General features: G+C 72.1%; 23 protein-coding genes and 1 pseudogene. 7 read left to right on the plus strand and 17 right to left on the minus strand.

The genetic code is table 11. From position 1 onward, the window contains the following. Positions 1-91: 91 nt before the first annotated feature. Positions 92-526, minus strand: a complete 435-nt coding sequence (locus ACKUB9_RS14060; RefSeq protein ID WP_407522951.1) for an NfeD family protein — start codon at positions 524-526, stop codon at positions 92-94. Between the two features lie 4 nt (positions 527-530). Continuing rightward, positions 531-1,511, minus strand: a complete 981-nt coding sequence (locus tag ACKUB9_RS14065; protein WP_407522953.1) for an SPFH domain-containing protein — start codon at positions 1,509-1,511, stop codon at positions 531-533. A 505-nt stretch (positions 1,512-2,016) separates the two neighbouring features. On the opposite strand from ACKUB9_RS14065, the gene ACKUB9_RS14070 reads away from it, so the two are divergent. Further along, positions 2,017-3,234, plus strand: a complete 1,218-nt coding sequence (locus ACKUB9_RS14070; RefSeq protein ID WP_407522955.1) for a glycosyltransferase family 61 protein — start codon at positions 2,017-2,019, stop codon at positions 3,232-3,234. 35 nt (positions 3,235-3,269) lie between these two features. Here the strand turns inward: ACKUB9_RS14070 and ACKUB9_RS14075 are convergent, their stop codons facing one another. Then, a complete protein-coding gene (locus ACKUB9_RS14075; protein ID WP_407522957.1) occupies positions 3,270-4,376 on the minus strand; it encodes an NAD(P)H-dependent flavin oxidoreductase in 1,107 nt (368 codons plus the stop codon). A gap of 83 nt (positions 4,377-4,459) precedes the next feature. Between ACKUB9_RS14075 and ACKUB9_RS14080 the strand changes: the two genes are divergently transcribed. Further along, a complete protein-coding gene (locus ACKUB9_RS14080; RefSeq protein WP_407522959.1) occupies positions 4,460-5,914 on the plus strand; it encodes an MFS transporter in 1,455 nt (484 codons plus the stop codon). Positions 5,915-6,152: 238 nt separating this feature from the next. Here ACKUB9_RS14080 and hflX read toward each other — a convergent pair whose 3' ends face one another. From hflX to dusB, 8 genes are all read right to left on the minus strand, one after another. Next, positions 6,153-7,535, minus strand: a complete 1,383-nt coding sequence (gene hflX / locus ACKUB9_RS14085; protein ID WP_407522962.1) for a GTPase HflX — start codon at positions 7,533-7,535, stop codon at positions 6,153-6,155. A 124-nt stretch (positions 7,536-7,659) separates the two neighbouring features. Continuing rightward, positions 7,660-7,914, minus strand: coding sequence for an RNA chaperone Hfq (gene hfq, locus ACKUB9_RS14090; protein ID WP_048429571.1), 255 nt, complete (start codon positions 7,912-7,914; stop codon positions 7,660-7,662). Between the two features lie 238 nt (positions 7,915-8,152). Then, entirely contained in the window at positions 8,153-9,523 is a 1,371-nt protein-coding gene (ntrX, locus tag ACKUB9_RS14095) for a nitrogen assimilation response regulator NtrX (protein WP_407522965.1), read from the minus strand. 149 nt (positions 9,524-9,672) lie between these two features. After that, a complete protein-coding gene (locus ACKUB9_RS14100) occupies positions 9,673-11,982 on the minus strand; it encodes an ATP-binding protein (protein ID WP_407522967.1) in 2,310 nt (769 codons plus the stop codon). A gap of 156 nt (positions 11,983-12,138) precedes the next feature. Then, the gene (locus ACKUB9_RS14105) at positions 12,139-12,576 is read right to left on the minus strand and encodes a Ros/MucR family transcriptional regulator (RefSeq protein WP_407522969.1); all 438 of its coding nucleotides are present in this window, start codon (positions 12,574-12,576) and stop codon (positions 12,139-12,141) included. Between the two features lie 889 nt (positions 12,577-13,465). After that, positions 13,466-14,920 carry a nitrogen regulation protein NR(I) gene (gene ntrC / locus ACKUB9_RS14110; RefSeq protein ID WP_407522971.1) on the minus strand — a complete coding sequence of 485 codons (1,455 nt, stop codon included), beginning with the start codon at positions 14,918-14,920 and terminating at the stop codon, positions 13,466-13,468. A gap of 16 nt (positions 14,921-14,936) precedes the next feature. Next, on the minus strand, positions 14,937-16,040 hold the full coding sequence (locus ACKUB9_RS14115; protein WP_407522973.1) for a two-component system sensor histidine kinase NtrB: 1,104 nt from the start codon (positions 16,038-16,040) through the stop codon (positions 14,937-14,939). 101 nt (positions 16,041-16,141) lie between these two features. Next, on the minus strand, positions 16,142-17,224 hold the full coding sequence (gene dusB / locus ACKUB9_RS14120; protein ID WP_407522975.1) for a tRNA dihydrouridine synthase DusB: 1,083 nt from the start codon (positions 17,222-17,224) through the stop codon (positions 16,142-16,144). Positions 17,225-17,350: 126 nt separating this feature from the next. On the opposite strand from dusB, the gene ACKUB9_RS14125 reads away from it, so the two are divergent. Then, positions 17,351-18,553 carry a bifunctional 2-C-methyl-D-erythritol 4-phosphate cytidylyltransferase/2-C-methyl-D-erythritol 2,4-cyclodiphosphate synthase gene (locus tag ACKUB9_RS14125; protein WP_407522977.1) on the plus strand — a complete coding sequence of 401 codons (1,203 nt, stop codon included), beginning with the start codon at positions 17,351-17,353 and terminating at the stop codon, positions 18,551-18,553. Beyond that, the gene (locus tag ACKUB9_RS14130; RefSeq protein ID WP_407522979.1) at positions 18,550-19,050 is read left to right on the plus strand and encodes a CinA family protein; all 501 of its coding nucleotides are present in this window, start codon (positions 18,550-18,552) and stop codon (positions 19,048-19,050) included. Before ACKUB9_RS14125 ends, ACKUB9_RS14130 begins: the two co-directional genes overlap by 4 nt. 17 nt (positions 19,051-19,067) lie before the next feature. On the opposite strand, the gene ACKUB9_RS14135 is transcribed toward ACKUB9_RS14130, so the two are convergent. Continuing rightward, on the minus strand, positions 19,068-19,274 hold the full coding sequence (locus tag ACKUB9_RS14135) for a GNAT family N-acetyltransferase (RefSeq protein WP_407522981.1): 207 nt from the start codon (positions 19,272-19,274) through the stop codon (positions 19,068-19,070). A gap of 184 nt (positions 19,275-19,458) precedes the next feature. On the opposite strand from ACKUB9_RS14135, the gene ACKUB9_RS14140 reads away from it, so the two are divergent. Beyond that, on the plus strand, positions 19,459-19,752 hold the full coding sequence (locus ACKUB9_RS14140; protein ID WP_407522983.1) for a ribbon-helix-helix domain-containing protein: 294 nt from the start codon (positions 19,459-19,461) through the stop codon (positions 19,750-19,752). Beyond that, complete coding sequence (locus ACKUB9_RS14145) at positions 19,742-20,056, plus strand: type II toxin-antitoxin system RelE/ParE family toxin (protein WP_407522985.1); 315 nt, start codon at positions 19,742-19,744, stop codon at positions 20,054-20,056. The genes ACKUB9_RS14140 and ACKUB9_RS14145 overlap by 11 nt, the downstream gene beginning before the upstream one ends. 76 nt (positions 20,057-20,132) lie before the next feature. Here ACKUB9_RS14145 and ACKUB9_RS14150 read toward each other — a convergent pair whose 3' ends face one another. From ACKUB9_RS14150 to ACKUB9_RS14170, 5 genes are all read right to left on the minus strand, one after another. After that, a complete protein-coding gene (locus ACKUB9_RS14150) occupies positions 20,133-20,588 on the minus strand; it encodes a type II toxin-antitoxin system RatA family toxin (protein WP_407522987.1) in 456 nt (151 codons plus the stop codon). A 1-nt stretch (position 20,589) separates the two neighbouring features. Next, complete coding sequence (gene lipA, locus ACKUB9_RS14155) at positions 20,590-21,552, minus strand: lipoyl synthase (RefSeq protein WP_407522989.1); 963 nt, start codon at positions 21,550-21,552, stop codon at positions 20,590-20,592. 119 nt (positions 21,553-21,671) lie between these two features. Further along, positions 21,672-21,962 (minus strand): GlsB/YeaQ/YmgE family stress response membrane protein, encoded by a 291-nt coding sequence (locus ACKUB9_RS14160; RefSeq protein ID WP_407522991.1) that lies wholly within the window; start codon positions 21,960-21,962, stop codon positions 21,672-21,674. Positions 21,963-22,081: 119 nt separating this feature from the next. Beyond that, on the minus strand, positions 22,082-23,122 hold the full coding sequence (locus ACKUB9_RS14165) for a sensor histidine kinase (RefSeq protein WP_407522993.1): 1,041 nt from the start codon (positions 23,120-23,122) through the stop codon (positions 22,082-22,084). After that, entirely contained in the window at positions 23,109-24,617 is a 1,509-nt protein-coding gene (locus tag ACKUB9_RS14170; RefSeq protein ID WP_407522995.1) for an ATPase domain-containing protein, read from the minus strand. Before ACKUB9_RS14170 ends, ACKUB9_RS14165 begins: the two co-directional genes overlap by 14 nt. Positions 24,618-24,825: 208 nt before the next feature. Between ACKUB9_RS14170 and ACKUB9_RS14175 the strand changes: the two are divergent. Beyond that, positions 24,826-25,126: pseudogene (locus tag ACKUB9_RS14175) on the plus strand (hypothetical protein); the annotation flags it as partial.

Genomic DNA, 25,126 nt, shown 5'->3' on the forward strand with positions numbered 1-25,126 from the left:
ATTCCGGGCCTCCGTCGGGAACAATGCGGCCCTGCGGAATGGAATATTTCTGATATTACAGTGAGCTGCTCGGAATATGGAGCCGGCCCGCTCAGGCTTCCACCACCGTCAGGGTGGCACCGTCGAGCCCCGTCACGCGCACCCGCGCACCCGCCGGCAGGTCGGGGCCGATGATGCGCCAGACCGAATCCCCCACCCGGATGCGCCCGATGCCGTCGCTGATCGGCGCGTCCAGCACCACCACGGTCCCGACGAGGTCGTGCCCGCGCCGGTGAAACAGCTCGGGGCTGCGGCGCGACAGGCGCTGGCCGGCGAGCAGGGCGGCGGCCGAGAGGAGCGCGAAGACGAGCACCTGCCCCTGCCAGGGAAGTCCCAGCGCCGCGGTGGCGAGCCCGGTGCCGATCGCGCCGAGCCCGAGCCAGATCAGGAAGATGCCCGGCAGCGCGAGTTCGCCGGCCGCCAGCCCGAGGCCGAGCAGGATCCAGACCCAGGCTGGACCGATCGCCGCGAAGAAATCCGCCAGCACGGCGTCAGCTCCGCGGCGGCGTGCCCGCCGCGGGCGGCAGGCCGGAGCGGCCGGCGGGCGCCCCCTCCCCGAACACCGCCCGGGTGATCTCGGCGATGCCCCCGAGCGTGCCGGCGAGAGAGGCCGTCTCCAGCGGCAGCAGCACCACCCGCTGGTTGGGCGCGGTGGCGAGCGCGCGCACCGCCTCGACGTACTTTTCGGCCACCAGGAAATTCGCGGCCGCGAGGTCGCCGCGGGCGATGGCCTCGCTGATCATCGCGGTCGCGCGCGCCTCGGCCTCCGCCTGCCGTTCTCGCGCCTCGGCGTCCCGGAAGGCGGCCTCGCGGCGCCCCTCCGCGTCCAGGATCACCGAGGCCTTGCGCCCCTCCGCCCGCAGGATCTCGGCCTGGCGCTGCCCTTCCGCCTCCAGCACCGAGGCGCGTTTCTCGCGCTCGGCCTTCATCTGCCGGGCCATCGCCCCGGCGAGGTCGGCGGGGGGCAGGATGTCCTTGATCTCGATGCGCGTGACCTTGACGCCCCAGGGCGAGGCGGCGGCGTCCATCACCCGCAGCAGCCGCTCGTTGATCTCGTCGCGGTGGGAGAGCAGCTGGTCGAGGTCCATCGACCCCACCACGGTGCGGATGTTGGTCATGGTGAGGGTGAGCAGCGCGTGTTCGAGGTTCGAGACCTCGTAGGAGGCGCGGGCCGGGTCGAGCACCTGATAGAAGGCGACCGCATCGATGCGCACCCCGGCATTGTCGCGGGTGAAGGCCTCCTGGCTCGGCACGTCGAGCACCTGCTCCATCACGTTCACCCGCCGGCCGATCCGCTCGACGTAGGGAATGATCAGCCCGAGGCCCGCCACCAGCGTGCGCTGGAAGCGCCCGAACCGCTCCACCGTGTAGACGTGGCCCTGGGGCACGATGCGCACGCCGAGCGCGATGGTGAGCACGACGAGCAGCCCCAGCCCGATGACCGCGACGTCGAACCCGCTGATCTGAGTCATGAAGCGCCCTCCCCGGGCGGCCCTGTCCGGAAGATGTGCCACAGCCTAGCATGATGCGGCGCGGGACGAGTGCGGCCCGACACGGGCCGGTTCTGCACGACGCGCCGTGCTGTGCGGGCGGAAGCGGCGGCTGATCTGTCCGACATCCGCCGCGCTCCGGACGATGACGCCGGAGCGGCGCCCGCGACCGGATGCGGCGCGCGGAAGCGCAAGGTAAGGAGGTGGTGAATCGGGACGGGAGCCCTTCACGCGTCATGGCCGACGTCATCGCACCGCGCATCGACCGCTCCGCCCGGGACGTGGCGGAGAAGATTCTTTTCGCCAGGGAGGACGACCGCGAACTCGGGAAGGTCATCTAGTTGATCGGGGCCGGTCCGAGACCGCCGCGACCCCGCAGCGGGTTGAGGGCTTAGCCTGACGGCGCCCCCACCCCCGACAAACCGGGTGACATCCGCCCGGTTTCCGGGCACGGGCTCGGATCCCGAAAACGGAAGCAAGGGCCAGGATGACGGCGGAGGACCTGCGGCTCGCGTCGTGCGATGCGGACCGCCTCTACGGGGACGGCGGGTTCCCGGACCTGCCGGCGGCGTGGTCGCGCGTCCTGCCGCGGGCGCCGGGCGTCGCGTTCGTGGACACCCTGTTTCCGGGCTACGCCTATGCGCGGCCCGCCCCCGTCAGCCTCGCCTGCGCGGATCCGGCCTTCGCGGCGGAGATCGCGGCGACGCGGGAGGCGGTGGGGCGCAACGCCACCCGCGGCGCGCCCTCCTGCCTGTTTCGGGTCGAGGATGCGGTGCTGTACGACAACGCCCTCCACCTGATGCGCGCGGGCGGGGATCTCGGCCTCTACGAGACGCTGCGGCCCCAGGACCTGTCGCACCTGCCGCTCGCGGGCGCCCCCGAGCCGCGCCGCCCGCCCGCGGACGGGGCGCTCGCCCTCGTCTTCACCAACGCGGCCTCGTTCAACTACGGCCACTGGCTGATCGAGGACCTGCCGCGCCTCGCCGCTTTGCGCGCGCTCCGCCGCCGCCATCCGGGGCGGCGCATCCGCCTCGTCTTCACCACCTACCACCCGGTGATCGACGCGGTGCGGCAGCGCTCGATCCGGCTGATGCTGGGGGCTGAGCGCGACGTCGAGATCCTGAGCATCGGGCGCGACGAGCCCTGGCGGTTCGACGAGGTCCACTACGCCACGCCGGTCGCGGTCCATCCGGTGTCGAAATCCCCCGAGGCCCTGGGCTTCCTCGCCCGCACGCTGCGGCGGCGCACCCTGCTGCCGCGGCTGCGCCGCGCGCGCGAGGCGCTGGCGGCGGGCCGGCCCGTGCTGCGCCGCAAGCTGTTCGTCGACCGCTCGCCCGACTACGAGCGCCGGCTCCTCAACCGGGAGGCGGTGGCCGGCCTCCTGGCGGAGCGGGGCTTCGAGACGGTCGATCCGCTGATGATGTCCTTCCCCCGGCAGGTGGCGGCCTTCGCGGAGGCGCGGGTGGTGGTGGGCGGCATGGGCGCGGCGATGACCAACACGGTCTTCTGCGCCCCCGGCGCGCATGTGATCCACCTCGCGGCGGAGGGCTGGGACGACCCGTTCTTCTGGGACCTCGCGGCGGTGCGCGGCCACCGCTACCACGCGCTCTACGGCGCCAGCCCCTCGGCGGAGCGGCCGAACCGCGGGCCCTACGCCATCGACCTCGACGCCCTGCGGACGGCGCTCGACGCCGCGGGGGCGTGACGCCGCGCGGGGCGTGACGCCGCGGGGCGCGGCCCTCAGCGCAGCAGCGCCCGCATCCCCTCCCAGAGGTCGCCCACCACCTCGCCGGCGGGGGCGGCCCGGGCGAAGCCCGCGGCCTGCCCGGCCCAGGCCTGCATCCGCCCGACATCGCCCGCGCGAACGGCGTCTTCGCGCATCGCCTGCGTGAGGCCGCGCTGCACCGGGTAGGGCGCGGGCGGGGGTGCGCCCGGGGCGGTGGCGGCCTCCACGTAGGCGGTGGCGAGGCTGCGCCCGGCCCGGCCGCTGAAGGCGCGCGAGACCCGCGTGTCCTCGGGCCGCGCCCGGCCCAGCGCCTCGGCCCAGGCGGGGGCGATCCCCGCCTCGGGGCAGCGCAGGAAGCCGGTGCCCACCTGGACGGCGCTGGCGCCCAGCAGCAGCGCGGCCGCCGCCCCACGGGCCTCCGCGATGCCGCCCGTCGCCACGACCGGGATGCGCACCGCGTCGACGATGGCCGGCACCAGCGCCAGCGTGCCCACCATCCCGCTCTCGGCGCTCTCGGCGTCGAAGCAGCCGCGGTGGCCGCCGGCCTCCGCCCCCTGCGCCACCACCGCGTCGGCGCCCGCCGCCTCGGCGGCCAGTGCCTCCGCCACCGTCGAGACGTTGGCCCACCACGCGATGCCCCGGGCCTTCAGCTCGGCCACGAAGGCGGGCGGGTAGAGCCCCATCACCGAGGAGACGATCGGGGGCGCGGCGTCGAGGAGCGCCCGGGTCTGCGCCGCGAAATCCGGCGGGCCGCCGTCGCCCGCCTCCGGCGGCACCGCCGGCCCGAACCGGGCCAGGAAGGCGCGCAGCTCCGCCTCCCGGGCCGGGTCGCGCGCGGGCGCGGGATCGGGGATCCAGAGGTTGAGCTGGAACGGTCCCGCCCCCCGCACCGCCTCCGCCCAGGCGAGGATCGCGGGCGGGGTCATCAGCAGCGCCCCGCAGGCCCCCAGGCCCCCGGCCTGCGCCACCGCCACCGAGAGCGCGGGCGGAGAGGCGCCGGCCATCGGCGCGAGGAGGATCGGGCGGGTGAGCCGGTAGCGCTCGCAGAAGCCGTGCGCGCGGGCGAGAGCGGGATGCAGGGACATGGTGGCGAGTGAAGCGCGGGCGGGCGCGCCGCGCAAGCGGGTTCCCGCGCCACGGGACCGCCGCACAACCCGGGGAGCCTCGCCCTATATGCCCGGCAGCCCTCCCGCCGCAGGTGCCGATGACGACGCCCTCTCCGACCCTCGCCGCGCCCGAGGCCGGCCTCATCGAGACCGACGTCTCGGCCCGTCTCGACCGCCTGCCCTGGGGCCGCTTCCACACCCTGGTGGTGCTGGCGCTCGGCATCACCTGGGTGCTCGACGGGCTGGAGGTGACGCTCGCGGGCGCGCTCGCCGGCGCCCTGCGGGCGAGCCCGGTGCTGCAATTCTCCAACACCGATATCGGCATCGCCACGTCGAGCTACCTCGCGGGCGCGGTGATCGGGGCGATCGGCTTCGGCTGGCTCACCGACCGGCTCGGGCGCAAGAAGCTCTTCTTCATCACGCTCGCGGTCTACCTCGCGGCCACGGCCGCCACCGGCTTCTCGTGGAACCTGTGGAGTTTCTGCCTCTTCCGCTTCCTCACCGGCGCGGGCATCGGCGGCGAGTACACGGCGATCAACTCCACCATCCAGGAGCTGATCCCGGCCCGCGCCCGCGGCTGGACCGACCTCGTCATCAACGGCTCGTTCTGGCTCGGCGCGGTGCTCGGCGCCGGCACCTCGCTGGTGGTGCTCGACCCCGCGCTGTTCGGCCCCGACTGGGGCTGGCGGGCGGCGTTCCTGCTCGGCGCCGCCCTCGGCCTCGTCATCCTGCTCCTGCGCAGCTGGATCCCCGAGAGCCCGCGCTGGCTCATCACCCACGGCCAGGCTGCGGAAGCCGAGCGCATCGTGGCGGAGATCGAGGCGCGGTTCCGGCAGGAGGGGCACGCTCTCGCGCCCGGCCCCTTCCCGACCGCGCGGCTGCGCCAGCGCCGCCACACGCCCCTGTCCGAGGTGTTTGGGACGCTCGCGCGCTACCGCAGCCGCGCCTTCGTCGGCCTCGCCCTGATGTCCGCCCAGGCGTTCTTCTACAACGCGATCTTCTTCACCTACGGGCTGATCCTGATCGACTTCTACGGGGTGCCCGCCGGCGGGATCGGCTGGTACATCCTGCCCTTCGCGGCCGGCAATTTCTTAGGCCCGGTGCTGCTCGGGCGCTTCTTTGACACGATCGGCCGGCGGCCGATGATCGCCGCCACCTACGGGATCTCCGGCGTGCTGCTGGCGGTGAGCGGATTCCTGTTCCAGCAGGACCTGCTCACCGCCACCACCCTCACCCTGTGCTGGATGGCGGTGTTTTTCTTCGCCTCCGCGGCGGCGAGTTCGGCCTATCTCACGGTGAGCGAGGTGTTTCCGCTGGAGATCCGGGCCTTCGCCATCGCGCTGTTCTACGCGGTCGGCACCGCGGTCGGGGCGGTGGGGCCGGCCCTGTTCGGGGTGCTGATCGAGGAAAAATCGCGCGAGGCGGTGCTGGGCGGCTACCTCCTCGCCTCGGCCCTGATGATCGCCGCGGGCGTGGTGGCGGGGATCTGGGGCGTCGCGGCGGAGCGGCGCTCGCTGGAGGATGTCGCCCGGCCGCTCGCCGCCGCCGATTGATCCCCTGGCTCATACGAAATCCGATTGATCGCTTCGCCAAAGTGGACCTTGGCGATGCGGATTTCGGCTTCGCTCAGGCGCCGCGCAGGCTCGCTGATACGAGATCCAAACTGATCGTCCGGATCTCGTATCATCCCCGATCCGCTCGATCCCTTCGGGATGGCGGATCGGGGATGAGCTCGATCGCGCGGAGCCTCCGGCTCCGCCGCGCGGGCTTGCCGATACAATCGGAGGTGTATCAGCCCCCGGCCGCCCGCAGCCGCCGGGCGGCGCCGAAGCGGTTGAGGAAGCGCGGCTCCTTCTCGGGGGCGATGCGGACCACGAGGTGGAGCTGGCCGCCCGCATCCTCGCGCCGGTCGAGCACCTCGGCGTTCTCGTAGAGCCAGTGCAGGCTCGCCCCCTCGGTGGGGTCGAGGACGAGGGCGAAGCTCGCCCGGCTCTCGGCGATGCGCGCCTCGATCCGCGCGAGCAGCCGGTCGACGCCCTCGCCGGTGAGCGCCGAGAGGAGCACCGGCTTGGCGGTCTCCCCGGACGCGCCGGCGCGGCTGAGGTTGAGCAGGCGCTCGCGCTCGGGCGCGTCGAGGAGGTCGGCCTTGTTCCAGACCTCGATGATCCGCCCGGCCTCCGCCTCGATGCCGAGTTCGGTCAGCACCGCGTGCACGTCCTGCCCCTGCGCCTCGGTGTCCTCGTGGGCGATGTCGCGCACGTGGAGCAGGATGTCGGCCTCGATCACGTCCTCCAGCGTCGCCCGGAAGGCGGCGATCAGCATGGTCGGCAGGTCGGAGATGAAGCCCACCGTGTCGGACAGGATCGCGGTCTCGCCGTGCGGCAGCTTGATCGCGCGCGCGGTCGGGTCGAGGGTGGCGAAGAGCATGTCCTCCGCCCGCACCTCCGCGGCGGTGAGGCGGTTGAACAGGGTCGACTTGCCCGCATTGGTGTAGCCGACGAGCGCCACGACCGGATAGGGCACCCGCCGCCGGCTCTGCCGGTGCAGGCCGCGGGTCCGGGTCACGGTCTCCAGCTCCCGCTCGATGCGGGTCATGCGCTCCTGGATCAGGCGCCGGTCGGCCTCGATCTGGGTCTCGCCGGGGCCGCCGAGGAAGCCGAAGCCGCCGCGCTGGCGCTCGAGGTGGGTCCACGAGCGCACCAGCCGGCTGCGCTGGTAGGCGAGATGCGCGTGCTCCACCTGCAGGGTGCCCTCGCGGGTGGAGGCGCGCCGCCCGAAGATCTCCAGGATCAGCCCGGTGCGGTCGATGACCTTGACGCCCCAGGCCTTCTCGAGGTTGCGCTGCTGCACCGGCGAGAGGGCGCAATCCATCACCACGAGCCGCACCGCCTCGGCGGCGATCCGCCCGGCGATCTCCTCGACGCGTCCCTTGCCGAGATAGGTGGAGGGCCGGATGGCCTGCATCCCGAGGAGCAGCCGGTCGACCACGTCGAGGTCGATGGCGGCGGCGAGCCCCACGGCCTCGTCGAGGCGCGCCTCCGCCGGCCGCGGCACCTCCGCGCCGCGGCGGACCGGGTAGGGCCCGATCACCAGGGTGCGGGTGTCGGCGGCGACCGCGCCTTCCGGCTCCGCCTGCCGCTGCAGCCGGGTCTGGCCCGGCACCTGTGTGTCCATCGACGCCCGACCTCGCGCGCACCTCAACGACGATCGGGGAGAGGTTGGATGTGTGGCCGCCGCAATCAAGCGGGCGGACCCGCGAATCCGCGCGCCGGCCCGCGGGCGGGCCGGGGCGATTCGCTCACGCCTTCTCGGCGCCCTCCTCGCCCTGCTCGAACAGCTGCACCGGATGGCCGGGCATGATCGTCGAGATCGCGTGCTTGTAGACCAGCTGCGAGTGTCCGTCGCGCCGGAGCAGGACGCAGAAATTGTCGAACCACGTCACGACGCCCTGCAGCTTGACACCGTTGACCAGGAAGATCGTGAGGGGGATCTTGTTCTTGCGGACGTGGTTGAGGAAAGTGTCCTGCAGATTCTGAGCGCGCTCGCCCGCCATTCTTCTTGTCCTTTTGAACCCGCCGCCGGTCCGGTGGCGGGCCGCTTCGTTGGTTTTGTGCAGGCCGCGTGCGGCCCCGGACCCCGCCCCATTACACGGCGAAGCTCGCTCCCGCGCAAGGGGCGTGTCGCCACGCGCGTGGGAACTCGGCCGCGGCCGGACGAGGCCGAGTCTGAACGGGATCCGTCTTAGCAAGAACCGGGCGCGGCCGCATTCGCAAATGCGGCCGCCCTGCGGGTCAGGCCCCGATGCCGAGGGACTTCAGCTTGCGGTGCAGGGCCGAGCGCTCCATGCCGATGAACTCGGCGGTGCGGGAGATGTTGCCGGAGAAGCGGGCGATCTGGGCGACGAGGTACTCGCGCTCGAAGATCTCGCGCGCCTCGCGAAGCGCGAGGCTCATCAGCTTCTCGCCCCCCGCCCCGCTCGGCGTGGTGGGCACCAGCGCGCCCACCTCGCTCGGCAGCATCTCGGTCGTCACCTCGGTCTCCGGGTCGCCCTGCGTCAGGATCATCAGGCGCTCGACGTTGTTGCGCAGCTGGCGCACGTTGCCGGGCCAGTCGTGGGACTGGAGCACCGCCATCGCGTCGGAGGCGATCCGCCGCCGCGGCAGGCCGGTGGCGAGCGAGATCTGCTCCATGAAGAAGGAGATCAGCTCGGGCACGTCCTCGCGCCGCTCGGCGAGCGGGGGCACGCGGATCGGCACCACGCTGAGGCGGTGGAAGAGGTCTTCCCGGAAGCGCCCGCCCGCGATCTCCTCGGCGAGGTCGCGCGACGAGGAGGAGATGATCCGCACGTCCACGTGCACGCGGGTGGTGCCGCCCACGCGCTGGAAATTCTGGTCGACGAGCACCCGCAGGATGCGGTTCTGGGTCTCGCGGGGCATGTCCGCGACCTCGTCGATGTAGAGCGTGCCGCCGTGGGCCTCCTCCAGGGCGCCGACGCGGCGCGGGCGCCCGTCCGCGGCCTCGATCCCGAACAGCTCCGCCTCCATGGTCTCGGGCGTGATCGTGGCGGCGTTGATCACCACGAAGGGGCCGCTCGCGCGCGCGGAGGCCGCGTGCAGGGTGCGGGCCGAGAGTTCCTTGCCGGAGCCGGGCGCCCCCGAGATCATCACCCGGGCGTTGGTGGGCGCCACGCGCTCGATGGTCTGGCGCAGCTGGTTGGCCGCCACCGAGGCGCCGACGATGCGGCTCGCCTGCCCCGAGCGGGTCTTGAGGTCGCGCACCTCGCGCTTGAGCCGCGAGGCTTCGAGCGCCCGTTCGGCCACCAGGATCAGGCGGTCGGCCTTGAACGGCTTCTCGATGAAGTCGTAGGCGCCCGCCTTGATGGCCGAGACGGCGGTCTCGATGTTGCCGTGGCCGGAGATCATCACCACCGGCAGGTCCGGGGCCTGGGCCTTGACCACGTCGAGCACCTGCAGCCCGTCGAGGCGTGAGCCCTGCAGCCAGATGTCGAGGAAGACGAGGTGCGGGCGGCGCTGCTCGATGGCGGCGAGCGCCTCGTCGGAGGATCCGGCCGTGCGGGTGCGGTGGCCCTCGTCGTCGAGGATGCCCGCCACCAGTTCGCGGATGTCGGCCTCGTCATCGACGATCAGGATGTCGGCGCTCATCGGTCACGGCCTCCCCGCGCGGCGGGCGGTGGGCCAGCCGGCCCGCACCCTGCACTCTCTGGCTTGTTGGTCTGGTGCCCGCCGCGGCGGACGTCGTTCAGGACGCGTCACGCGTCGTTCGGGACGCGTCACGCGTCGTGCGGAACGCATCACGATGCGGCGCCCAGCGGCGCATCGCTCGCCGGCGCCGGGGCGGCACCGGGCGGGGCTGAGCCCGACGGCGCGGAACCGCCCGGCGCACCGGGCGTCCGGTGTCCCTCCTCGCGCCGGACCTCCCGAAGGAGGCGCATGCGCACCTGCCCGCCCCGCCCCCGGGGGTTGTCGTTCAGTTCGATGCCGCCGCCGTGCTCTTCCAAGACCTTGCTCACGATCGCCAATCCGAGGCCGGTGCCCCCCTCGCGGGTCGTCATATAGGGTTCGAGCAGCCGCTGGCGCCCTTCGACCGGGAAGCCTTTGCCGTTGTCGGTGATCTCGATCACCACCCCGTCCCCTTCCTCGGCGAGCCGCACCGCGATGCGCCCGCGGCCGCGCTCCTCCTCCGGCACCGCCTGAATCGCCTCGACGGCGTTCTTGAGGATGTTGGTCACCGCCTGCGACAGCAGACGGGTGTCGAAGGCGGCGCTGACCCGGGCGCCCTCGCCCTCCATCGCGAAATCCACGTCCGGATGCGCCACCCGCATCATGAACAGGTTCTGCTTCACGATCTCGGTCAGGTCGTTGCGGGCGATGGCCGGCTTGGGCATCCGGGCGAACGACGAGAACTCGTCGACCATGCGCTTGATGTCGTCCACCTGGCGCACGATCGTGGCGGTGCACTGCTCGAACACCTCCTTGTCGGTGGTGATGACCTTGCCGTACTTGCGCCGGATGCGTTCGGCCGAGAGCTGGATCGGCGTGAGCGGGTTCTTGATCTCGTGGGCGATGCGCCGCGCCACGTCCGCCCAGGCGGAGGTGCGCTGGGCGGAGACGAGGTCGGTGATGTCGTCGAGGGTGATGACGGAGCCGCGGCCCCCCTGCGCCTGCTCGCTCGTCACCCGCACGTCGATGGTGCGCTCGCGCCCGTTGCGGGTGATCTGGACCTGCTGCTGCATCGGGCGCAGCCGGGGCTCGCCGAACACCGCTTCGAGTTCGGGCAGCGCGAGGGCGAGCGGCGTGCCGACGAGGTCGCTCGCCTGGCGCCCGAGCACCCGCTCGGCCGAGGGATTGGCGATGGTGATGATCCCCGCCGCATCGACCCCGAGCACGCCCGCCGGCACCCCGGCCAGCACCGCCTCGGTGAAGCGGCGGCGGCGCTCGATCTGGTCGCGCGCCTCGATGAGCCCGTCGCGCTGGCGGCGCAGCTCCTGGGTCATCTTGTTGAAGCTCTCGCCGAGGTGCTGGAGGTCGCCTTCCGTCTTGCGGAACGGCACTTGGACGAGGAAGTTGCCCGAGGCCACCTGATCGGCGGCGTTGATGAGGCGGCGGATCGGCGCGACGAAGCGGTTGGCGAAGTTGAGCCCGAACCACACCGCCGAGAGGAGCGCGATCAGGGCGATCAGCGCGAACATGCTGGCGAAGGCGATCTGCACGCTGCGCCGGCCGGCGTCGATGGTGAGGAACTCCGTCGCGGCGGCCCGCGACACGCCCGGAAATTCCACGGCGAGCTGCGACACCTCCCGCTCGATCAGCAGGAAGGCGTCGTCGTAGGCCGGCATCTTCAGGAGCGCCCCGAAGACGCGCCCCTCGCGCGGCAGCAGGCAGGTCGGGTCGCTCGACTTCGCCGCCTCCTCGAAATCCGTGGCGGAGGGCAGCGGCGGGTTCTTGATGATGTCGATGTTGGCCCGCGCCACGGTCTCGTCGGCCGAGCGCATGATCCGGGCGATCGGCAGGCCGAGCGAGGTGGCGCGCGCCGTGAGGAAGCTCTCGAACCACGCCCGCTCGACCTCGAAGGCGGGCCGCGCCCGCGTCAGGTCGTCGGAGAGGATGCGGACCTCGCGCGCGAGGCTCTGGCACTGGTTGGTCAGGTAGGCGTCCGCGACGTCGACCGACATCAGCACGACGTTGCGCATCCGGTCCGAGAACCAGGGCGAGAGGCCGCGCTCCAGGGTGATCGAGGCGACCACCGCGAGCAGGATGGTCGGCAGCGTGGCGATGAGGCTGAACAGGCCGACGATGCGGGTGTGCAGGCGGGCCACCCGGGCGTTGGCCCGTCGCGCCCGCAGGAAGACCCGCGCCTCCCAGACGATCACCGCGACCAGCCCGACCACCAGGGCGACGTTGCCGAGCAGCAGCGCCACCACGACCTGGTGGACCGGGGCGATCGGGGTCGCGCCGACGAGGATCAGGAAGGTCGCGAGCGCGAGCGCGAGCGCCACCCCGACCACCAGGGCGCCGAACAGGCCGGGACCGCGGGGGGCGGACTCGGAGGACGGGCCGGTGCCGGGCGGCCCCGAATCACGGACGCGACGGAGAAACTGCATCCGTGATGCGTGGCCACTACAGTGTGGCGAAATTAATACGGCCGGGCCTCATCCGGCCCCTTCCGGGCCGAAACCGGCCTGGTCGCGGCCCCGAGCGCCGCGCGACCACCGTTCCGGGGCGGGAGGACCGGCCCCACGCGTCCGGCACCGTGTGAATCAGGCGGCCCGATCGGAGCGGTTGCGCCGGTCCACCGGCTTCTGGCCGAGCCCGATGCTCTTGGCGAGCTCGGAGCGTTGAGCGGCGTAGTTGGCCGCCACCATCGGGTAGTCCGACGGCAGGCCCCACTTCGACCGGTACTGCTCGGGGGTGAGACCGCGCCCGGCGAGGTGCCGCTTCAGGGTGCGGTAGCGCCGGCCGTCCTCGAGACTGATCAGGAAGTCCGGGGTGATGGTCTTCCTGATCGGCACCGGCGGCGTCAACTTCTCCGGCTGAGGCGCCGCAGCTGACCCAAGATGGGACACGGCCTCGTGCACGCTGCGGATCAGGCCGGCCAGTTCACCGACCGGCACGGAGTTGTTCGACACGTAGGCCGACACGATGTCGGACACGAGTTCGATCGTTTGCGGAGCATCGCTCTGGGTCTCGGAACTCATTTGAACCTCACTAAGGTGCCGCCTAAGGTGCCGCCCCCTTCAATGCGCGGGATGTTACGCGACGTGGCGTCAACTTCAAGCTCAATCGACCGTAAAAAGGCCTGGATATGCTTTGGTATCGTCACCTTTCGTAACGTCATGTAGCGCACGCGCGAGACTTGCATCCGGCCGCGGGACGACGGCGAAAGATCCTTATTCCTGAACGGGATGGCATGGTTCGCCCGGGGCGCCGGCCCGCCGGGGCCGTGGTGCCTGCAGGTTGTCCCGACACGCCGGTGCCGGCGGAGGGCCGCTGCCGGCCTAAAAACCGAAAAAGATGAAGCGATGTCGTACCTTGCGCCGGTCCACACGCGACGAGTGACGGTCCCGCGACGGGCGAGATGCTGCAAGTATCGAGCGGCCGAAGTACCGTTCCGCTCCAGTCGAAATCAGGTCGAGATGCGCATGGATCGCCAGGCAGGATTGATTCATCGAGAGATGAAAGCGCTGTACCGAGCAGTCGGGCAGCCACCGCAAGAGGATCGACGGCGGGCGGGATGACGGAACCCGGTTCTCGACGTCGCGATGTCGTCCGCGCGCGTACGTTGCCGGCGCGACATCGGGGACGCATCGACGGCCGTCGGGTTGTCGGACGAAAACAACATAAGGTTGTATTCCGGCCGGAGATTCTCGCGCCTCCCGCGACGGCGGAGGCCCCCTGCCCGTTCCGTCCTTCTCCGCGCTGCGCCGCCCGCGACGAAATGCCTCGCAGGTCCGCGCCGGCCGCGGCCGATGCTACGTCCCCCGCCGGAGGGTCGAACCGGCTCGCCGGCGGCTCGGTCCCAAGTCGTGCGGCAGCACCGGGCGCGGGATCTGCTGGTCCGCGTGCCCGCCTGGGCTGTCCGATTGCCTAGCGCGGGGTGCGGAAGACCTGCAGGTCGAGGTCCCGCACCTTCTTGCGCAGGGTGTTGCGGTTGACGCCGAGCAGCTCCGCGGCCCGGATCTGATTGCCGCGGGTGGCCGCGAGCGCGGCGCCGATCAGCGGTCCTTCGATCTCGCGCAACACGCGGTGGTAGAGGCCGGGCGGCGGCAGCGTGTCCCGGAAGCCCGAGAAGTAGTCGGCGAGGTGTCGCTCCACGGCGGCCGAGAGTCCCTCCGCCTCGGCGCCTCCCTTGCGGGCGGCTCCCTGGGCGGGCGTCGCGAGGGGCAGCGTGTCGAGTTCCGCCTCGATCACCGGGCCGGTGATCGTCTCCTGGGGATAGAGCGCCGCGAGGCGCCGCACGAGGTTTTCCAGTTCGCGCACGTTGCCGGGCCAGCGGTAGCGCTTGAGCCGCTCCATGGCGTCGTGGTCGAGCTGCTTGCGGCTCAGGCCCTCGCGCTCGACGAGGCCGAAGAAGTGGCGCACGAGGTCCGGCACGTCCTCGGCGCGCTCGCGCAGCGCCGGCAGGCGCAGCGGCACCACGTTGAGGCGGAAGAACAGATCCTCGCGAAAGATGCCCTGCTGGATCGAGATCCGCAGGTCCTTGTTCGTCGCCGCGATGATGCGGACGTTGGTCTTGATCGGCACGCGCCCGCCGACCGTGGTGTACTCGCCCTGCTGCAGCACGCGCAGGAGCCGGGTCTGGGCCTCCATCGGCATGTCGCCGATCTCGTCGAGGAAGAGCGTGCCGCCCTCGGCCTGCTCGAAGCGGCCGGCCGAGCGGGCGGTGGCGCCCGTGAAGGCCCCCTTCTCGTGGCCGAAGAGCTCGGATTCGATGAGGTCGCGCGGGATCGCCGCCATGTTGACGGGCACGAAGGGCCCCGCCCGGCGCCGGCCGTAATCGTGCAGCGCGCGCGCCACCAGCTCCTTGCCGGTGCCCGACTCGCCCGTGATCATCACCGTGAGGTCGGTGGGCATCAGCCGGGCGAGCGAGCGGTAGATCTCCTGCATCGCCGGCGAGCGGCCGACGAGCGGGATGTCCTCGTTCTCAGGCGGCGCGCCCGGGGCGGCGGTGCCGCGCGGGCGCGAGAGCGCCCGTCCGACGATGGCGGTCAGCTCCTTCAGGTCGAAGGGCTTCGGCAGGTACTCGTAGGCCCCGCGCTCCGAGGCCCGGATCGCCGTCATGAAGGTGTTCTGGGCGCTCATGACGATGATCGGCAGGTCCGGCCGCACCCGCTTGATGCGCGGCAGCAGGTCGAAGGCGTTCTCGTCGGGCATCACCACGTCGGTGATGACGAGGTCCCCCTCGCCCTGCGCCACCCAGCGCCAGAGCGTGGCGGCGTTGCCGGTCGAGCGCACCTCGTAGCCGGCGCGCGAGAGCGCCTGGTTGAGGACGGTGCGGATGGCGGCGTCGTCGTCGGCGACGATGATGTGTCCGTTCGGCATGGGGCCACTCGCGGGGCTACTCGGAATCCGGCGCCGCTTCCCGGCCGTCGCGGGCGTGGGACATCGGCAGCAGGACGCGGAAGGTGGTGCGGCGGGGAGCGGGATCGCACTCGGCGATGCCGCCGTGGTCGCCGACGATCTTGGCGACGAGGGCAAGACCCAGGCCAGATCCCTGCGCCTTGGTGGTCACGAAGGGGTCGAACAGGTCCGGCAGGAGGTCGGCCGAGACGCCTGGGCCGTTGTCGCGCACCGCGACCTCGATCGGCAGGCTCACCCGCTCGCGCGAGCCCGGGACCTGCAGGCGAAGCCCCGTGCGGAAGGCCGTCGAGAGGATGATCTCGCCGTCGACCGCGTCGGCGCCGATCGCCTCGGCGGCGTTCTTGACGAGGTTGAGGATCACCTGGACGAGCTGGTCGCGGTTGCCGAGCACCGGCGGCAGGGACGGGTCGTAGTTCTCGACGAAGCGGATGTGGCGGGCGAAGCCCGACTGGGCCGAGCGCTTCACCTGATCGAGGACGCCGTGGACGTTCACCGGCCCGCGCTCCACCGGGCGCTCGTCCCCGAACAGCTCCATGCGCTCGACGATCCGCACGATGCGGTCGGCCTCGTCGCAGATGAGGCGCGTGAGCAGGCGGTCGTCCTCCGTCGCCGATTGCTCGAGGAGCTGCGCGGCGCCCCGGATGCCCGCGAGCGGGTTCTTGATCTCGTGGGCCAGCATGGCGCCGAGCGCCACCATCGAGCGCGCCGCCCCCCGGTGGGTGAGCTGGCGGTTCATCTTGTCGGCGATGGTGCGCTCCTGGAGCATCAGCACCACCACCTCGTCGTCGAGGCAGGTCGCGAACACGTCGACGCTGCGCTCGATCCCGGAGCGCGGCGAGCCCAGCTCCACCCGGTACTCGCTGACGCTGGAATGGCGGCGGCGCACCTCGTTGACGAGGGCGATGATCGGCGAGGAGAACGGGATGATGTCGCGCAGGCGCTGGCGCTGCATCAGGCGGCGGGAATGGTCGAAGAAGTGCTCCGCCGCCATGTTGACCTGAAGGATGCGCTCGTCCGGCCCGATGGTCAGGACCGGCAGCGGCAGCGCGTTGATGATGAGGTCGCTCGTCGGCGCGCTCATCGTGGCCGGCGCTCCGGCGGCCGGCGCTCCGGCGGCAGGCCCGCGCGGCGGGCGCGGGATCCGGTCGGATGGGGAGCCCGGGACATCGGCGAGGACCTTTCTCATGCCGCCTGCTTCGCAGCCGGTGCCGCCCGCTGCGCGGCCGGTGCCGCCTGCCGCGCGGACGTCTCCGCCGCCTCCGGCGCCTGCGCGAAGGCCCGCCGCAGGAGCGCCAGCGCCTCGGCCGGATCGGTGGTGGTGACGAGCCGATGCCGCTCGGGTGCGGACAGGCCGCCCGCGTGGTCGGCATAGGCGGCGAGGTGCTTGCGGGCGTGGCGCACCCCCATGCCGGCCCCGTAGAGGGCGAGCAGGCCCTCGTAGTGCTCGGCCGCGAGGTCCGCCTTCTCGGCGGCCGTCGGGCGGGGCGCCGCGCGGCCCGCGAGGCCCGCCGCCACCGCCCCCACGAGCCAGGGCCGGCCGACCGCCGCCCGTCCGATCATCACGGCCCGCGCGCCGCTCGCCGCGAGGCAGGCCCGGGCCTCCTCCAGGCTCCCGACGTCGCCGTTCGCCACGACCGGGATCGTCACCGCCTCCGTGACCGCGCGGATCGCCGCCCAGTCGGCCCGGCCGGTGTAGAATTGCTGCCGGGTGCGCCCGTGCACCGTGACGGCGGACAGGCCGAGATCCTGCGCCCGCCGCGCGAGGTCGGGGGCGTTGCGGGACGCATCGTCCCAGCCGAGGCGCATCTTCACGGTGACCGGCACCGACACCGCCCCGCGCACGGCCGCCAGCAGGCGGGCCGCGTGGTCGAGGTCGCGCATCAGCGCCGAGCCCGCCTCGCCCCCCGTCACCTTCTTGGCCGGGCAGCCCATGTTCACGTCGATCACGTCGGCGCCGTTGCCTTCCGCCAGGCGCGCGCCCTCGGCCATCCAGCGCGGGTCGCAGCCGGCGAGCTGCACCACGTGCGGCAGCACGCCCTCGCCCTCCGCCCGCAGCCGCGCCTCGGCGGCGCCGCGGGCGAATTCCTCCGCCGCCACCATCTCGGACACCACCGCGGTGGCACCGAGACGGCGCGCGATGCGGCGCAGCGCGAGATCGGTGACGCCGGAGAGCGGAGCCAGCAGGGCGCCCGGCTCCGGCGACGCTGGCAGCGCTGCCGTCCCGGACCCCGTCGTCGATGCGCTCAAATAATGGTCAATCGTCATTCTGCACAACAAATAGCCAAAACCGGGCCGCACGCAAGCGCCGAAGCCGGGACGCGCACCGATTTGATTTTGCGCCGCACCCCGCCTAGGAGAGCGGCTTCTCCGCCAGGGTTGAGGAACCGGTTCATGTCCGAGACTGCCGCGGTGGTCGTCGCCGCAGGCCGCGGCATCCGCGTGGGCGGCGGCACCCCCAAACAATATCGTCGTGTCGGCGGCAAGGCGGTGCTGACGCGGACGCTGGCGGCGCTCGCCGCCCATCCGGGGATCGGGCGCGTCCAGGCGGTGATCGCCCCGGACGCCGCCGCCTTCTACGCCGAGTGCCTCGCCGATCTCGATCCCGCGGCGGCGGAGAAGCTCACGCCCCCGGTCGAGGGGGGCGCCACGCGCCAGGATTCGGTCCGGGCGGGCCTGGAGGCGCTGGCGCGCGCGGGCGCCCCGGCCCTCGTCCTCGTCCACGACGCCGCCCGTCCCTTCGTGGACGACGCCCTGATCGACCGGGCGATCGCGGCGGCGCGCGCCCACCGGGCCGCGGTGCCGGGCGTGCCCGTCACCGACACGATCAAGGTCGTGGACGGCGAGGAGCGCGTGCGCGAGACCCCGCCGCGGGAGGCCCTGCGCGCGGTGCAGACCCCCCAGGCCTTCGCCTTCGCGCCCCTTCTCGACGCCCACCGCCGCGCCGCCGCGCAGGGGCTCGCCGCCTTCACGGACGACGGTGCGCTCGCCGAGTGGGCAGGGTTGCGCGTAGCGGTCTTCCCCGGCGACCCGCGCAACCGCAAGATCACGCAGGCGGCCGACCTCGACGAGGCCGACCGCGCCTTTTCAGGAGCCCGCATGACCCTCGTCACCCGCCTCGGCACCGGCTTCGACGTGCACGCCTTCACGGAGGGCGACCACGTCTGGCTCGGCGGCGTGCGCATCCCCGCCGACCGCGGGGTGCTGGCCCATTCGGACGGCGACGTGGTGCTGCACGCGCTCACCGACGCGATCCTGGGGGCGCTCGCGGACGGCGACATCGGCGTGCACTTCCCGCCGAGCGATCCGCGCTGGCGCGGCGCCGCCTCCGACCAGTTCCTCGCCGACGCGGTGCGGCGCGTCACCGAGCGCGGCGGCGTGATCGACCACCTCGACATCACGGTTCTGGCCGAGGCCCCGCGCATCGGCGCGCACCGCGAGGCCATCCGCGCCCGCATCGCCGAGGTGGCCGGCATCCCGGTCTCGGCGGTCTCGATCAAGGCGACCACGACGGAGAAACTCGGCTTCGTCGGCCGGGCCGAGGGGCTGGCCGCCCAGGCCGCCGCGACCGTGCGGCTGCCGGAGGAGGGGCGATGATCGACGATCCGGCCCTCATCGCCCGCGTGGGCGTGCTGATCGCCGCCTACCGCGAGCGCCAGCGCCGCGTCGTCACGGCGGAATCCTGCACCGGCGGCCTCGTCGCCGCGCTCCTGACCGAGGTGGCCGGCTCCTCGGCGGTCTTGGAGCGGGGCTTCGTCACCTACTCGAACGAGGCCAAGGCCGAGGTGCTCGGCGTCGATTTCGGCATCATCTCGGAGCACGGCGCGGTGAGCGAGCCGGTCGCCCGCGCGATGGCGGACGGCGCGCTGGCGCAATCCCGCGCCGACGTGGCGCTCGCCATCACGGGCATCGCCGGCCCGACCGGCGCCACCGCGACGAAGCCGATCGGCCTCGTGCATTTCGGCCTCGTCACCGCGGGCCGCACGACCCGCCACTTGGAGCGCCGCTACGGCGACCTCGGCCGGGCCGAGGTGCGCCGCAAGGCGGTGGAGGATGCGCTGGGGCTCCTGGAGGCGGCGCTGACGGAGGTGTGAGTGGGCCTCGATCCCCATCACCCGCGCGGAGATCCGGCAGTCCCGCGGCTCGGGCTGGAGTTCGGGTGGGGGGTGTGGCGGCGCAGGATGCCCTCGAAGCGCCTCCCGGCCTTTTCCATCATCCGGGCCGAGACACGGTTCTCCATGTCGCAGATCGTGAAGGCGCACCACAGGCCCGGCTGCGCCAGAGCCCATTCGATGAGCGCGCCCAGCGCCTCCGGCATCAGGCTCCTGCCTCAGCGCGCGCCCCGGCACGTAGCTGAACTCCGCCCCAGCCCGCTCGCGGCGGATCTCGATCGCCCCGAACGGCTCCGAGACCGCCGCATCGATGTGGCCAGGGCACTCGTTGGTATGAAATGTTGTGCTTCCTTCCTACCGACGCCATCTTGATCCTCATGGAGGTCGGCCGTGGCGAACATCGAGCGCATGACCATCGTGTTTCCGGAGCCTATGGCCGCGCAGATTCGCGCGGCCGTCGAGGCCGGCGAATATGCCTCGACCAGCGAAGTGGTGCATGAGGCCGTGCGGCTCTGGTCCGGGCATCGGCGCGTGAAGGAGCACGAACTGGAACAGCTGCGGCAGGCGTGGGATGCCGGGAAGGCCGGCGGCGTCCACGGCACGATGGATTTCGAGGCGCTGCGCCGGGAGGCCCGCCAACGTTTGGCTGCCCTCGATGCCGCCTCCGATCATCATGACGGTTGAGGTCGTCTGGTCGAACGTCGCGCGCGACGAGTTGCTCGCCATCTACTTGACCATCGGCCTGGAGAATCCATCCGCGGCCGAGCGGATCTATGACCGCATCGAGGAGCGAGCACGGCAGCTCGCCGAGCAGCCCCGCATGGGACCGCGCCGGCCGGATATCCACGCGAGCGCACGCGTCTTGGTCGAGGCGCCCTACCTGATCCTCTACGAAACCGTGCCGGACACGGATGACGGACCGGTGACCCGGGTCGAGATCGTCACTGTCGTGGATGGCCGCCGGAGTCTGACTGACGCGCCGTTCTGAACACCCGGCTGATGCCCCACCACTGCCGGAGCCTGTGCGACGTACCCCTCCGGCGTTTCCGAAGGAGGTGGGCGCCTCACGCCCGCGCGTAGATCCGGTCGGCCCGGCTCTCGAACGCGTCCGTGAACTTGCGGAAGGCGCGGTCGAACATCTTGCCCATCAGGAGCCCGAGCGCGAGGCTCTTGAACTCGTAGGTGATGTAGAACTCGACCGCGCAGCCGCCGTTCGGGGCCTCGCGGAAGGTCCAGCGGTTCTCCAGGTGGCGAAAGGGCCCGTCGATGTACTCGGCGGTGATGCGCAGGTTCGGCCGGTCGAGCTCGACGCGGGTGGTGAAGCGCTCCGAGATCGCCTTGTAGCCGACGCTCATCTCGGCGACGAGGAGTTCGGTGCCGCCCTCCCCCGGCTGGCGGCGCAGCACCCGCAGGCCCTCGCAGAGCGGCAGGAACTCGGGGTAGCGCTCGACGTCGGCCACGAGGGCGAACATGTCGGCCGGGCTGTGGCGGACCGTGCGGGTGGTGCGGAAACTGGGCATGTCAGGCGGGGCTGAGGCGATCGAGCCGGGCTTGGCGCAGCCGGGCGAAATCCGCGCCGGCATGGTGGGAGGAGCGCGTCAGCGGGGTCGCCGAGACGAGCAGGAAGCCCTTGGCGTAGGCCGTGGTCTCGTAGGCCCGGAACTCTTCGGGCGGCACGAAGCGCATCACCGGATGGTGCTTCTTGGTCGGCTGCAGGTACTGGCCGATGGTGAGGAAGTCGACCTCGGCCGAGCGCAGGTCGTCCATCAGCTGCAGCACCTCGTTCCGCTCCTCGCCGAGGCCCACCATGATGCCGGACTTGGTGAACATCTGCGGGTCGAGGTCCTTGACCCGCTGCAGCAGGCGCACCGAGTGGAAGTAGCGGGCGCCGGGGCGGACCTTGAGGTACTTCGCCGGCACGGTCTCGAGGTTGTGGTTGAACACGTCGGGCCGGGCCTCGACCACGACCTCCAGTGCGCCGTCCTTGCGCAGGAAATCGGGGGTGAGCACCTCGATCGTGGTGCCGGGGCTCAGCCCCCGGATCGCCCGGATCACCGCGGCGAAATGGGCCGCGCCCCCGTCCGCGAGGTCGTCGCGGTCGACCGAGGTGATGACCACGTGGGAGAGGCCCAGCCGCGCCACCGCGTCGCCGACGCGGGCCGGCTCCGCGCCGTCGAGGTCCTGCGGCAGGCCCGTGCGCACGTTGCAGAACGCGCAGGCCCTCGTGCAGATGTCCCCCATGATCATGAAGGTGGCGTGCTTCTTCTCCCAGCACTCGCCGATGTTGGGGCAGCCCGCCTCCTCGCAGACGGTGACGAGGCCGTGCTCGCGCACGATGCGGTGCGTCTCCGCCCAGCCGGGCGAGCCCGGCGCCTTCACGCGGATCCAGTCGGGCTTGCGCTGGATCGGCTGGTCGGGCCGGTGCGCCTTCTCCGGGTGGCGCGGGCGCGCATCGTTGTGCAGCAGATCGAGGACGACGGCCATGAACGGGTCCGAGAGCGTCGGCGCCCGAACCCCTCGCGGCGCCGAAGCCCTGACTTAAGGGCTCGGCGGGCCAAGGGCAAATGGGCTTGGGGCAAATGGGCCGTGACGCCCCGCCGCGCTCAGTAGGTCGAGCGCCGGCCGCGCACCGCCCGGTAGAGGGTGATCACGATCACGGCGCCGATCGTCGCCGAGATCAGGTTGCGCCAGAAGCCGTAGACCGGGATGTGGAGCTGCGCGGCCAGGAAGTTGCCGACCACGCCGCCGATGATGCCGAGGATGATGTTGGCGAACAGGCCCATGTTCGAGGAGGTGAACTTTTCCGCGAGCCAGCCCGCGAGTGCTCCGATGACGATGGCCATGAGAAAGCCCACGCCCGGCTGCCCGAGCGCGCCGTACACATGTCCGTCCATGATCGTCCCTCGCTTCCCCGGCGGGCGGGGCGGCCCGGCCTGCCTTCCTGTAACGGCCAAGGCTGGCCGGGGTTGCGTGCGGGCGCGTGCCGCAGCGGAAGCCGCTCCCGCGCCGCGGGTCAGTACTGCGGCACGGTGCGGCTCTCGACGAGCGGCGCCTCCATGCGGAAGTGCAGCCCCGCGGGGGCGAAGTCGAAGCGGATGTCGGCCCCGCACTGCATGGTGAGCACCCGCTGCAGCAGGGTGGAGCCGAAGCCCCTGCGGGTCGGCTCGCGGGTGAGCGGGCCGCCGCGCTCGGTCCAGTCGAGGCACAGCCGCCGGCCGCTCTCCGCCGCGCTCACCTGCCAGCTCACCGCGATCCGCCCCTCCGGCACCGAGAGCGCCCCGTGCTTGGCCGCGTTGGTGGTCAGTTCGTGGATCGCCATCCCGGTCGGCACCGCGAGGTCGGCGGTGAGGTCGACGGGCGGGCCGTCGAGGGCGATGCGCCGGCCGTCGGGGTCGTTGTAGGGGCCGAGTTCGTTCTCCAGCATCTCTTGGAGCGAGGCCATCTGCCAGTAATCGTCGGTGAGCAGGTTGTGGGTCTTGGCCAGCGAGATCACCCGGGCCGAGAAGCTGTGGTAAAATTCGTCCACGCTGGTGGCCGAGCGGGCGGAGGCGCCGAGCAGGGCCTGCACGGTGGCGAGCGTGTTCTTCACCCGGTGGTGCAGTTCGCGGATCAGCAGGATCTGCCGCTCGGCGGTCTGCTGGCGCTCGTGCAGGTAGGCCGCCGCCTCGCGCTGGCGCCGCCGCGCCCGCACGGCGAAGCGCGTCGCCGTCACCAGGGTTGCCGGGTGGAAGGGCCGCTCCAGGAGCGTCACGTTGCCGAGCGACTCGGTCAGGCGTGGGTCCGGGGGCGTGCCGCGCAGGGTCAGCAGCAGGAACGGGAAGTCCGACCACGGCTCCTGCCCGGCGATCCAGGCCGCGAGGTCGCGCCGGTCGGCCGCCCGCAGCGCCTCCTCGGTCACCACCGCGCAGGCCGACGCGTCGAGCCGCGCGACGAGATCGGGCAGGGTTGCGCAGGGTTCGGTGCGGATCTGGGCCTCGGCAAGGATCGAGGCGGCCACCGCCGCGTCGCGCCCGGCGGGCGCGAGGATCAGGACCGGTAGATCACTCTCTCTCATCACCGTCCCGGTCGGCCAGCAGCTGGCGGTGCTCTCCCTCATAGGTCGGAACGCCCGTGAGAACGCCCCGAAACGCACTGAGCGGCTCGCCGACACGCAAACCGCCACTCTCGATCCGAAGTTCCCGGATCACCGTCTCGTGTGCGCCGACCCGCTTCTTCACCACCGAGATCGCCCGCCGCAAGCCTCCGCCCGCCTCGAAGAACCGGAACAACACGATGGTGTCGCTGAGGTAGGTCAGGTCGACGCTGGACGACATCTGCCCGATCAGCCCGTGCTGGGCGAGCACCAGCAGCGTCGTCACGCCCTGCTGGCTCAGATAGGTCAGGATCTCGTGCATCTGCAGCTGGAGATACTGCTCCTCCGGCATGGCGTTGTGGTAGCCGGTGAGCGAGTCGATCACCACGAGGCGGGCGTCCTGGCGCTCCACCGCGTCGCGCACCATCGCGGCGAGTTCGCCGGGCGAGACCTCCGCCGGATCGATCTGCTCGATCCGCAGGAGACCGCTCTCGCAGAAGGGCTCGATGTCCATGCCCAGGCCCCTGGCCCGGCGCTTCAGGATGCCGCTCGTCTCGTCGAAGCTCAGGATCAGGGCGCGGTCACCCCGGCGCAGCGCCGTGATCACGAAGGCGAGCGCGCTCGACGACTTGCCGACCCCCGAGGGGCCGAGCAGCATCGTGCTGGTGCCCCGGTCGAGGCCGCCGCCGAGCAGCGTGTCGAGGCCCGGGATGCCGCTCTCGATCATCTCGTCCGGGAAGGGATGGCCGTGCTCGGCCGCGATCAGCCGCGGGAAGACCTCCAGGCCGCCCCGGCGGATGACGAAGTCGTGGTAGCCGCCCCGGAAGCCGGTGCCGCGCAGCTTGATCACCCGCAGGCGCCGCCGCTCGCCGCCGTAGAGGGGCGCGAGCTGCTCCAGGCGCAGCACCGCGTGGCAGAGGCTGTGCAGGTTGAGGTCGTCGTGCTCGACCGTGAGGTCGTCGAGGAGGAGCGCGGTGGTGTCGTGGATGAGCAGGAAGCTGCGCAGGGCCAGCACCTGGCGCCGGAAGCGCAGCGAGCCCTGGGACAGCAGCCGGATCTCCGACAGGCTGTCGACCACCACCCGCTGCGGCTTGATGCGGTCGATCTCGGCGATGGCCATCCGCACCGTCTCGCCGAGTTCGAGATCGGAGGAGTGCACGAGGCTCTGCTGCTGCGACGGGTCGAGGGAGAGCTCCGGCGGCACCAGCTCGAACACCTCGATGCCGTCGAGCGCCCAGCCGTGCCGGTCGGCCACGTTCAGGAGCTCGCGCCGGCTCTCCGACAGGGTGATGTAGAGGCAGCGCTCGCCGAGCCGCGCGCCGTCGAGCAGGAACTGCAGCGCGAGCGTCGTCTTGCCGGAGCCCGGCCGCCCCTCGATCAGGTGGGCGCGGTTCGCCGCGTAGCCCCCGCTCAGGATGTAGTCGAGGCCGGGGACCCCGGTCGCGACCGGAGCCGCATCATCGTGTGGTGTGGTCATGGGGGGCTCACGCCGGCGCGGATCTGCGCGCCGGGTGGACTATCAGATGACGCAGACGCTTGCACGCCGCCGCGGATGAGCCGCCGGATGCGGCAAGCCATGTGTGAAATGACACGCCGCCCGCCCGCGCCCGAGACTATCGTGCCCTGAACGCCAGCCCTGATCGGCGCGGCCGCCTGCCGCGCGTCACCGTGCGAAGAGGCGTATCATGCACAATCCGTGGCCACACCGTCATCACGACGGATCGATCCACTACACGCATTGCTGCGCGGAGCAGGTCGAGACCCTGCCGGCCTGCGAGGAGCCGGCGCGGGGCCGGCTGCGCGCCTGGGTGGGGGCGGCCGGGGCGGCGCTGGGTCTGGCCACGCTGGCCTTCTGGGCGCTGATGCTGAGCGCGCCGCCCGTCTCCCGCGCCGCCCTCGATCCCGCCGCGGACGGCTGCCTCACGGCGGGCCGCCTCGTGCGCGCCTGGGTCGAGGCCGAGGCGGGCCGCCGCGCCCGGGTGGGCG

Source organism: Methylobacterium oryzisoli (genome assembly GCF_046557895.1).
Taxonomy (GTDB): domain Bacteria; phylum Pseudomonadota; class Alphaproteobacteria; order Rhizobiales; family Beijerinckiaceae; genus Methylobacterium; species Methylobacterium oryzisoli.

Excerpts from the sequence above, each read along its gene's own strand:
- ACKUB9_RS14065 (WP_407522953.1), bottom strand. The coding sequence starts at position 1,511 with ATGACTCAGATCAGCGGGTTCGACGTCGCGGTCATCGGGCTGGGGCTG.
- ACKUB9_RS14070 (WP_407522955.1), top strand. The coding sequence starts at position 2,017 with ATGACGGCGGAGGACCTGCGGCTCGCGTCGTGCGATGCGGACCGCCTC.
- ACKUB9_RS14080 (WP_407522959.1), top strand. The coding sequence starts at position 4,460 with ATGACGACGCCCTCTCCGACCCTCGCCGCGCCCGAGGCCGGCCTCATC.
- hflX (WP_407522962.1), bottom strand. The coding sequence starts at position 7,535 with ATGGACACACAGGTGCCGGGCCAGACCCGGCTGCAGCGGCAGGCGGAG.
- hfq (WP_048429571.1), bottom strand. The coding sequence starts at position 7,914 with ATGGCGGGCGAGCGCGCTCAGAATCTGCAGGACACTTTCCTCAACCAC.
- ntrX (WP_407522965.1), bottom strand. The coding sequence starts at position 9,523 with ATGAGCGCCGACATCCTGATCGTCGATGACGAGGCCGACATCCGCGAA.
- ACKUB9_RS14100 (WP_407522967.1), bottom strand. The coding sequence starts at position 11,982 with ATGCAGTTTCTCCGTCGCGTCCGTGATTCGGGGCCGCCCGGCACCGGC.
- ACKUB9_RS14105 (WP_407522969.1), bottom strand. The coding sequence starts at position 12,576 with ATGAGTTCCGAGACCCAGAGCGATGCTCCGCAAACGATCGAACTCGTG.
- ntrC (WP_407522971.1), bottom strand. The coding sequence starts at position 14,920 with ATGCCGAACGGACACATCATCGTCGCCGACGACGACGCCGCCATCCGC.
- ACKUB9_RS14115 (WP_407522973.1), bottom strand. The coding sequence starts at position 16,040 with ATGAGCGCGCCGACGAGCGACCTCATCATCAACGCGCTGCCGCTGCCG.
- dusB (WP_407522975.1), bottom strand. The coding sequence starts at position 17,224 with ATGACGATTGACCATTATTTGAGCGCATCGACGACGGGGTCCGGGACG.
- ACKUB9_RS14125 (WP_407522977.1), top strand. The coding sequence starts at position 17,351 with ATGTCCGAGACTGCCGCGGTGGTCGTCGCCGCAGGCCGCGGCATCCGC.
- ACKUB9_RS14130 (WP_407522979.1), top strand. The coding sequence starts at position 18,550 with ATGATCGACGATCCGGCCCTCATCGCCCGCGTGGGCGTGCTGATCGCC.
- ACKUB9_RS14135 (WP_407522981.1), bottom strand. The coding sequence starts at position 19,274 with ATGCCGGAGGCGCTGGGCGCGCTCATCGAATGGGCTCTGGCGCAGCCG.
- ACKUB9_RS14145 (WP_407522985.1), top strand. The coding sequence starts at position 19,742 with ATGACGGTTGAGGTCGTCTGGTCGAACGTCGCGCGCGACGAGTTGCTC.
- ACKUB9_RS14150 (WP_407522987.1), bottom strand. The coding sequence starts at position 20,588 with ATGCCCAGTTTCCGCACCACCCGCACGGTCCGCCACAGCCCGGCCGAC.
- lipA (WP_407522989.1), bottom strand. The coding sequence starts at position 21,552 with ATGGCCGTCGTCCTCGATCTGCTGCACAACGATGCGCGCCCGCGCCAC.
- ACKUB9_RS14160 (WP_407522991.1), bottom strand. The coding sequence starts at position 21,962 with ATGGACGGACATGTGTACGGCGCGCTCGGGCAGCCGGGCGTGGGCTTT.
- ACKUB9_RS14165 (WP_407522993.1), bottom strand. The coding sequence starts at position 23,122 with ATGAGAGAGAGTGATCTACCGGTCCTGATCCTCGCGCCCGCCGGGCGC.
- ACKUB9_RS14170 (WP_407522995.1), bottom strand. The coding sequence starts at position 24,617 with ATGACCACACCACACGATGATGCGGCTCCGGTCGCGACCGGGGTCCCC.